The sequence below is a fragment of the Devosia sp. genome, assembly GCF_028290645.1.
Lineage (GTDB): Bacteria > Pseudomonadota > Alphaproteobacteria > Rhizobiales > Devosiaceae > Devosia_A.
The window spans coordinates 1-7,449 of sequence record NZ_JAQGJL010000166.1; the positions used below are offsets into that span (position 1 = coordinate 1).

Annotated in this window: 6 protein-coding genes and 1 pseudogene; 5 read left to right on the top strand and 2 right to left on the bottom strand. The window is 66.4% G+C overall.

Going from position 1 to position 7,449, the window contains the following annotated elements; genetic code table 11:
• Positions 1–67: 67 nt before the first annotated feature.
• Complete coding sequence (locus JWQ89_RS09410; protein WP_299640391.1) at positions 68–427, bottom strand: hypothetical protein; 360 nt, start codon at positions 425–427, stop codon at positions 68–70.
• 8 nt (positions 428–435) lie between these two features.
• A pseudogene (locus JWQ89_RS09415) lies at positions 436–1,308 on the bottom strand (ATP-binding protein).
• 188 nt (positions 1,309–1,496) lie between these two features.
• Between JWQ89_RS09415 and yajC the strand changes: the two are divergent.
• From yajC to JWQ89_RS09440, 5 genes are all read left to right on the top strand, one after another.
• Entirely contained in the window at positions 1,497–1,847 is a 351-nt protein-coding gene (gene yajC, locus JWQ89_RS09420; protein WP_299640393.1) for a preprotein translocase subunit YajC, read from the top strand.
• Positions 1,848–1,966: 119 nt separating this feature from the next.
• Positions 1,967–4,519 (top strand): protein translocase subunit SecD, encoded by a 2,553-nt coding sequence (gene secD / locus JWQ89_RS09425; protein ID WP_299640395.1) that lies wholly within the window; start codon positions 1,967–1,969, stop codon positions 4,517–4,519.
• 3 nt (positions 4,520–4,522) lie between these two features.
• The gene (locus JWQ89_RS09430) at positions 4,523–4,912 is read left to right on the top strand and encodes an MTH938/NDUFAF3 family protein (RefSeq protein WP_299640397.1); all 390 of its coding nucleotides are present in this window, start codon (positions 4,523–4,525) and stop codon (positions 4,910–4,912) included.
• On the top strand, positions 4,909–5,745 hold the full coding sequence (locus tag JWQ89_RS09435; protein ID WP_299640398.1) for a phytoene/squalene synthase family protein: 837 nt from the start codon (positions 4,909–4,911) through the stop codon (positions 5,743–5,745). The genes JWQ89_RS09430 and JWQ89_RS09435 overlap by 4 nt, the downstream gene beginning before the upstream one ends.
• Positions 5,746–5,756: 11 nt before the next feature.
• Positions 5,757–7,449, top strand: a 1,693-nt coding sequence (locus JWQ89_RS09440; RefSeq protein ID WP_299640400.1) for a DUF4153 domain-containing protein, incomplete at its 3' end; no start/stop codon positions are given.

The following is a 7,449-nucleotide window of genomic DNA, read 5'->3' on the forward strand; positions in this document are numbered from 1 at the left end:
CGAAATCCAGCGCCGGCGTGCCTCTCCGCGCCGAGATCACCCGCTAGATCTTTTCGACCGGCGAATCCTAATCATAGCGCAGCGACAGCATGACATTGTCTTCGACGCCGGTGACGATGGTCCAGTCGCGGTCCGCCGCCGGCCCATGGATCGGATGCAGCGGGGTATGCGTCATCAGCCGCGCCCACTCGGTCGGCGCGTTGGGGATGGGTCGCCCCGCGCCGAACGGCAGGCCGACGAAATCCCCCGCCAGCACCCGCAGGTGCCCGACGATCGACGGATCGTCCACCGTCCCCAGCCACGGCGCGCGCGCGAACGGCTTGAACGGCTTGCCGCCCACGGTGAACGTCGCATCCGCCACCATGGCGGCCGTATCCAGGATGGTCGCCTCGCCGTGCGACCACCTCAATCGATGTGATGTGCCCATATTCCCCTCTAAATGGCCTTGCCCTGCTCGCCGGCGAGGGCCCTGACAAACTGGATCGCGACACGCCCCGAACGTGCACCTCTCGTCATCGACCACTCCACCGCGCGGGCGCGCAGCGTCCCGTCGTCGATCACGAGCCCGTACTCGTCGCAGTAACCGCGGATCATCGCAAGGTAGGTCGGCTGGTCGCAGTTGTGGAAGCCCAACCAAAGTCCGAACCGGTCGGACAGCGACACCTTCTCGTCCACCGCCTCGCCGGGCGTGATCGCCGTCGAGCGCTCGTTCTCCACCATGTCGCGCGGCATCAGGTGCCGGCGGTTTGAGGTGGCATAGAACAGCACGTTCTCCGGCCGCCCCTCGAGGCCGCCGTCGAGAATGGTCTTCAGCGACTTGTAGCTGGTTTCGTCCCTGTCGAAGCTGAGGTCGTCGCAGAACACGATGACCCGCGCGTCCTCCCTGGCGATGAGCCGCATCAGCCGGGGCAGGGCCTAGATGTCCTCGCGCGCGATCTCGATCAGGATCAGCCGCTTGAGGCCCGCCTCGCCGAGCCCGTTGATCTCGGCATGCACCGCCTTCACCAGCGAGCTCTTGCCCATGCCGCGCGCGCCCCACAGCAGCGCGTTGTTCGCCGCATAGCCGCGGGCGAACTGCAGGGTGTTCTGCAACAGGATCTCGCGCACGTCGTCGATGCCCTTCAGCATCCCCAGCGGCACCCGCGACACTTTGGCCACCGGCATCAGTGTTCCGGCGGCGTCCCAGTGATACGCATCCGCCTCACCAAGTACCGGCGCGGCGGCATTTCCGCCCGGCCGGAGCGCTTCCAGACTCTCGGCAATACGCGCCAGCGCTGCCGCTATGGTGGCCGAATTGTCGTCGTTCATCAGGTGCCTGATCTCCCGGGGAAAGCCCCGTTTTGCCGTAGCCCGATTGGCTTTGCAATCCTCGTGCTCCGCCTCTATATTCCGGCCGATTTTTGCCGGGTGGGACTGCCCATCGCCGGAAACCAACCCTATATGGGGCAACAACGGCAATCCGACGTGCCGACAGCCACTAAGCAAGGAGCTACTTAATGTTCGTGACCCCCGCCTTCGCGCAGGCCGCAGGCGCTGCGCCCTCCATGGGCGCAACGGATCTACTGGTCCAGTTCGCCCCGATCCTGCTGCTGGTGGTGATCTTCTGGCTCCTGATCTTCCGCCCGCAGCAGAAGCGCATGAAGGCGCACCAGACGATGCTCGGCTCGATCACGCGTGGCGACACCATCGTCACCTCCGGCGGCATCGTCGGCAAGGTCACCAAGGCGATCGACGGCGAGGACCTCGAAGTCGAGATCGCCCAGGGCACCCGCGTCAAGATCGCCCGCTCGGGCATCACCGACGTGCGGTCCAAATCGACCCCGGTCAACGACAACAAGGCTTCCTGAGCCACTGCTGCAGGCCGGCCCACCCGATCGGTGGGCCGACTGTCCCATATCTGACATACACGCGGAGCCACGGGGCTCCCGTCGCCCTTTGGGCACCACACAGGATCTAAGTTCCGACCATGCAGTCTTCGCCCCTTCGGTCAGCAATCATCGTCATCGTTGCGATACTTGGCATCCTGTTCACCATTCCCAGCTTCCTGCCCAAGGATATCCTCGCCGCCTGGCCGGGGTTCCTCCCCAAGCAGACCGTGGTCCTCGGCCTCGACCTGCAGGGCGGCTCGCACCTGCTGCTGCAGGTCAACCGCGAGTCGATCATCACCGAACGGATCAAGGAGCTGCGCCGCGACGTGCGCTCCGCCCTCGCCAATGACAACGGCATCGGCAACCTGATCACCACCGGTACGGACTCGATCACCGTCGAGCTCACCGATCCGGCGCAGAAGGACGCCGCCATGGCGGCGATCCAGCAGCTCCAGAACAACATTTCCGGCAATTTCGGCGTCGGCGGCGTTCCCGAACTCGCCTTCTCCCAGACGCCCGACGGCAAGATCGTCGTCTCGCTGACGCCGCAGGGCGTGACCGAGCGTATGTCCGCGCTCGTCGCGCAGTCGATCGAGGTCATCCGCAACCGCGTCGACCAGGTCGGCACGACCGAACCCACCATCCAGCGCCAGGGCCAGGACCGCGTGCTCGTCCAGGTTCCCGGGTTCGAGGATTCGACCCGGTTGAAGGACCTGATCTCGCGCACGGCGCGCCTCACCTTCCACCTGGTCAACCCGACGATGACCGCGGCGCAGGCCGAGGCCCAGGGCATCCCCGCGGGCTACTACATCCTGCCCAGCGCCGACGGCGGCAAGGAACTGCTCAACGAGAACGTCGAGCTGGGCGGTGAATCGCTCACCAACGCCCAGCCCGGCTTCGACCAGCAGACCTCGCGCTCGGTGGTGAGCTTCCAGTTCGATACCCGCGGCGCCATCACCTTTGGCGAAATCACTTCCAAGAACGTCGGCAAGCGCTTCGCCATCGTGCTCGACAACCAGGTCATCACCGCGCCGGTCATCCAGCAGCCGATCACCGGCGGCTCGGGCCAGATCAGCGGCAATTTCACGCCGCAGACCGCCAACGACCTCGCCGTGCTGCTCCGCGCCGGTGCGCTGCCCGCCACCCTCGACGTGGTCGAGGAGCGCTCGGTCGGCCCTAGCCTCGGCGCCGACTCGATCCATGCCGGCGTCACCGCCGGTGTGGTCGCCGGCGTGCTCGTCCTCGCCTTCATGGTCATCGCCTATGGCCTCTTCGGTGTCTTCGCCAACGTCGCGCTGGTCCTCAACATCGTTCTGATCCTCGGCGCGCTGTCGGCGCTGGGGGCGACGCTGACCCTCCCCGGCATCGCCGGCATCGTGCTCACCATCGGCATGGCGGTGGATGCGAACGTCCTCATCTACGAGCGAATGCGCGAAGAGCAGCGGGCCGGCAAATCGGTCCTGGCCTCGATCGACGCGGGCTTCCACCGCGCTTGGGGCACCATTATCGACTCCCACCTGACGCAGCTCATTGCGGCGGTGGTGCTGTACTTCCTCGGCTCCGGCCCGGTGCAGGGCTTCGCCGTTACGCTCGCGCTCGGCATCCTGACCTCGCTGTTCACCGCCTACACCGTGACCCGGTTCTTCATCGGCATCTGGTACCGCCGGACGCGTCCCAAGACGCTGCGCATCCAGCATTTCCGGTTCATCCCGGACGGCACCAAGATCGACTTCATGAAGATCTCCAAGACGGTGATCATTCTGTCGATCGTCCTGACCTTCGTCTCGATCGGTTCGGCCGTGTTCAAGGGCTTCAACCTCGGCATCGATTTCATCGGCGGTTCCGCCATCGAGGTCCAGCACACAGCCGCGGGCGACGCCGATCCGGCCCGCATCCGCGAACTGCTCGCTCCGCTGTCGCTGGGCGAAGTGCAGGTGCAGAGCTTCGGCACGCCGCAGGATGTGCTGGTGCGCATCCAGCTGCAGCCGGGCGGGGACGCAGCCCAGCAGGCAGCCGTAACGAAGGTCACCCAGACGCTGGCAACGGAGAGCTACGAGGTCCGGCGCACCGAGGCGGTGAGCGGCACGGTGTCGGGTGAGCTGGCGACGAATGGCGTCATCGCCGTGCTCGTCTCGCTGGTCGCCATCCTCTGTTACGTCTGGTTCCGCTTCGAGTGGCAGTTCGCACTCGCCGCCATCACCACGACCACGCACGACGTGATCAGGACCATCGGCCTGTTCTCGCTCACCTGGCTGGAGTTCAACCTCTCGTCCATCGCGGCGGTGCTGACGCTGGTCGGCCTGTCGCTCAACGAGACGGTCGTCATCTCCGACCGAATTCGAGAGAACCTCCGAAAATACAAGAAGATGCCGCTGCCTGAGTTGATCAACCTGTCGATCAACCAGACGATCGTCCGCACCTCGCTCACCGCCTTCACCATCTTCCTCGCGCTGATTCCGCTGGTGATCTTCGGCGGCGAGGCGATCCGCGGCTTCGTCATCGCCATGACCTTCGGCGTGTTCGTCGGCACCTACTCGTCGATCATCGTCGGCGGCCCGATCCTCATCTTCTTCGGGCTCAAGTCGCGCGCCGACGCGCCCGACGACGGGAAGGCCAAGATACCCAAGCGCGCCGACGGCGCTTCGGTCTAGCGGATGGCGGGGCCGGGGGCGGGGTTCTTCCCCCAGCAGGTGCAGCTGGACGCCTACGGCAACGGCGGCTTCCGCTTCGCCGGGATGTCGCACCGCGGCTCGCTCCTCTGCCTCCCGAGCGGCATGCATGCCTGGGAGGCAGTGCTGCCGACGGACGTGACGCTCGATAGCCTGGCGCCGGTGTTCGCTGTTGCCGATCAGCTCGACGTGCTGCTGATCGGGCTCGGCGGCGACATCGCCGGCCTCGATCCTGTGGTGCGCGCGGCGCTCAAGGAGCGGCGCGTGATCGTCGAGGCCATCGCCACCGGCGGCGCCGTGCGCACCTACAACGTGCTTCTGGCCGAGGATCGTGCCGTCGGGGCCGCCTTGCTCGCGGTCGAGAACGCCCGATGAGCGAGGATGCGGGCTATGTCGCAGCCTTCCTCCGCGAGGCGGACCGCGATCGGTACTTCTCGACGCTGCTGCTGAAGGAGCCGGAGCGCACCGCCATCCAGTCGCTCTATGCGTTCAGCGCCGACGTCGCCTCGATCCGCGACCGCGCCCGCGAGCCGGCTGCCGGAGAAATCCGGCTGCAATGGTGGGTGGATGCGCTGAAGGGCGAGGGCCATGGCAATGTCCGCCAGAACCCGCTGGCTGGGGCGCTTATCGATACGATCGGCAAGTACGGGCTGCCCGGCGGGCCGCTGCTCCGGCTGGTCGCGGCCCGGCGGTTCGACCTCTACCACGACCCGATGCCGGACGTTCAAAGCTTCGAGGGCTATGCCGGCGAGACCGTCTCGGTGCTGTACCAACTCGCCGCGATGATCCTCAACGGCGGCATGGAGGTCGAGACCGGCGACGCTGCCGGCCACATGGGTGTGGCGGATGCCCTGACGGGGCATTTGCGCGCCTTCGGCTTCAACGCGTCGCAGGGCCGCATCTTCCTGCCCATGAACATCTTCGCCGCCAACGGCGTCACGGACGGCGAAATCCTCGCGGGAGCGGAGAGCGAGGGCCTGTTCGCCGCGCTCGGACAGATCAACGATCTCGCCGTCGAACACCTCGCCAGGGCCCGCACAGGCATTGCAGCGCTTCCCAAGCCGCTGCGGCCTGCCTTCGCTCCAGTGACGTTGCTTGGCCCGCGGCTTCGCCGCCTCGCCGCATCGCGAACCCCCTTCGCTCCGAGCGCCGATCTGGCGGACTGGCGGAGAATCGCCATGATGAGCTGGTGGGCATTGCGCCACTGAGGGGGAGCGGGATGGATCTCAGGGCCTGGTTGGAGAAGCAGGCTCCGGACTTCCTGCAGACCGCGCAGCGGTTTCCCTTCGCCATCCTGCTCGCCGCCCTGACCACCGCCGTGGTCATCGGCGCCATCAACGGCGTCGGCTGGTTGGAGGGTGAGGTCTGGGCCCGCGCGGCGCTGGGGCTGGCCACTGGCGCCGTTTTCGCCGTCGCCGGGGTCTATTTCGCGGAAAGTCGGCCGGAGACGCGCCTCGCCGGCCTTGTGCTCAAATACGTCCTGCCGATCGCTGTCGTTGCCGCCTTCCAGATCACCGACATCACCTGGTTCGTGCCCTTCGCCATTCCGGCCGTCGCCATCCTGTGGCTCTCCGTCTCGCCCTTCACCCGCATCGAGCGCGGCGCGCCGCGCGAGGAGGTGCAGAACCGCTTCTGGTGGGTGAACTTCGAGGCCTTCACCACCGCAATCATCGCGGCTGTGGCGTTCCTCATTATCGCGCTCGGCATCGCCGCCATCGAGCGCTCGCTGTCGATCCTCTTCGGCCTCGGCACCGGGGACCTGTTCTACAAGTGGGTGCTGCCCTTCACCGGCCTGTTCCTCAACCCGGTGTACTGGCTCTCCACCTTGCCGCGGCTCTCCGCCTATCGCGCCGAGGAGCTTGAGCGTCCCGACTTCCTGCCGCGCGCCTTCGGCTTTCTCGGCCAGTTCGTGCTGGTGCCGCTGCTGATCATCTATGCCCTGATCCTTCTCGCCTATACGGCGCAGATTGTCGTCACCCAGCGCCTGCCCGAGGGGATGATCGGCTGGATGGTGCTCGGCTTCGTCGTCGTAGGCGCGGCCACCTGGCTGGTGCTGCACCCGCCCTTCATCCGCACCCGGCCGCTGGTGCGCTTCTTCCTCCGCTTCTGGTTCTGGCTGACGCTCATCCCTCTGGGACTGTTCTTCGTCGCCGTCTGGATCCGGATCGATGCCTACGGCCTTACCGACCAGCGGCTGCTGCTGCTCGCGGGCGGCCTCTGGGCGGCGATACTCGCCGTGGTCCATCTCATCGGCCGCGGCGACATCCGGCTGATCCCGGCGCTCGCCGGGGTCATCATGCTGCTGCTCTCGGTCGGCCCGTGGAACTATGCCAACCTGCCGATCGCCCAGCAGAGCATGCGGCTCGAGGCGCTGCTCAGCCAGCCCGGCAAGGCAGGCGCCAGCTTTCCGCCGGACTGGACGCCAAGGCAGGTCGCCTCCGCCGCGGCCATTATCGACTACCTGCAATATTCGCCTGGCGGAGGCGCGAAATTAGCTGCACTCCTCACGCGCTACGGCATGCATTTCGAGCCCGGTACGGACACCACTTCATCGGTGCTTGCCGCCCTCGGATACTCGCTCTCCACCCCTCTACCGCCCACCAGCATGACGGCTCAGCGCAACCCGCTGAAGCAGCAGGTCGATGTCGCGGCCACGCCGATCCTTCTCGGCGACCTGACCGTCTACGCCGGGCAGGCCCCCAATTTCGGGCTGGTTTTCGAACTCGCCGACACCCGCTTCCAGGTCCTCAAGGGCAGTGCCGTCGTCGTCGATATCGAGCTAAGTCCTTGGCTGGCCAAGCAATCCGAGGGGAGCATGGTCGACCCGTGGATCGACTTCGCCATCTGCAACCGCCAGTTCCGCTACGTCATCGACTCGCTGAGCGCCGATCTCAGCGACGCCGGCAGGCGCA

Coding starts and splice junctions, on each gene's coding strand:
- JWQ89_RS09430 (WP_299640397.1), top strand. CDS start 4,523: ATGGCGGGGCCGGGGGCGGGGTTCTTCCCCCAGCAGGTGCAGCTGGAC.
- JWQ89_RS09410 (WP_299640391.1), bottom strand. CDS start 427: ATGGGCACATCACATCGATTGAGGTGGTCGCACGGCGAGGCGACCATC.
- secD (WP_299640395.1), top strand. CDS start 1,967: ATGCAGTCTTCGCCCCTTCGGTCAGCAATCATCGTCATCGTTGCGATA.
- yajC (WP_299640393.1), top strand. CDS start 1,497: ATGTTCGTGACCCCCGCCTTCGCGCAGGCCGCAGGCGCTGCGCCCTCC.
- JWQ89_RS09435 (WP_299640398.1), top strand. CDS start 4,909: ATGAGCGAGGATGCGGGCTATGTCGCAGCCTTCCTCCGCGAGGCGGAC.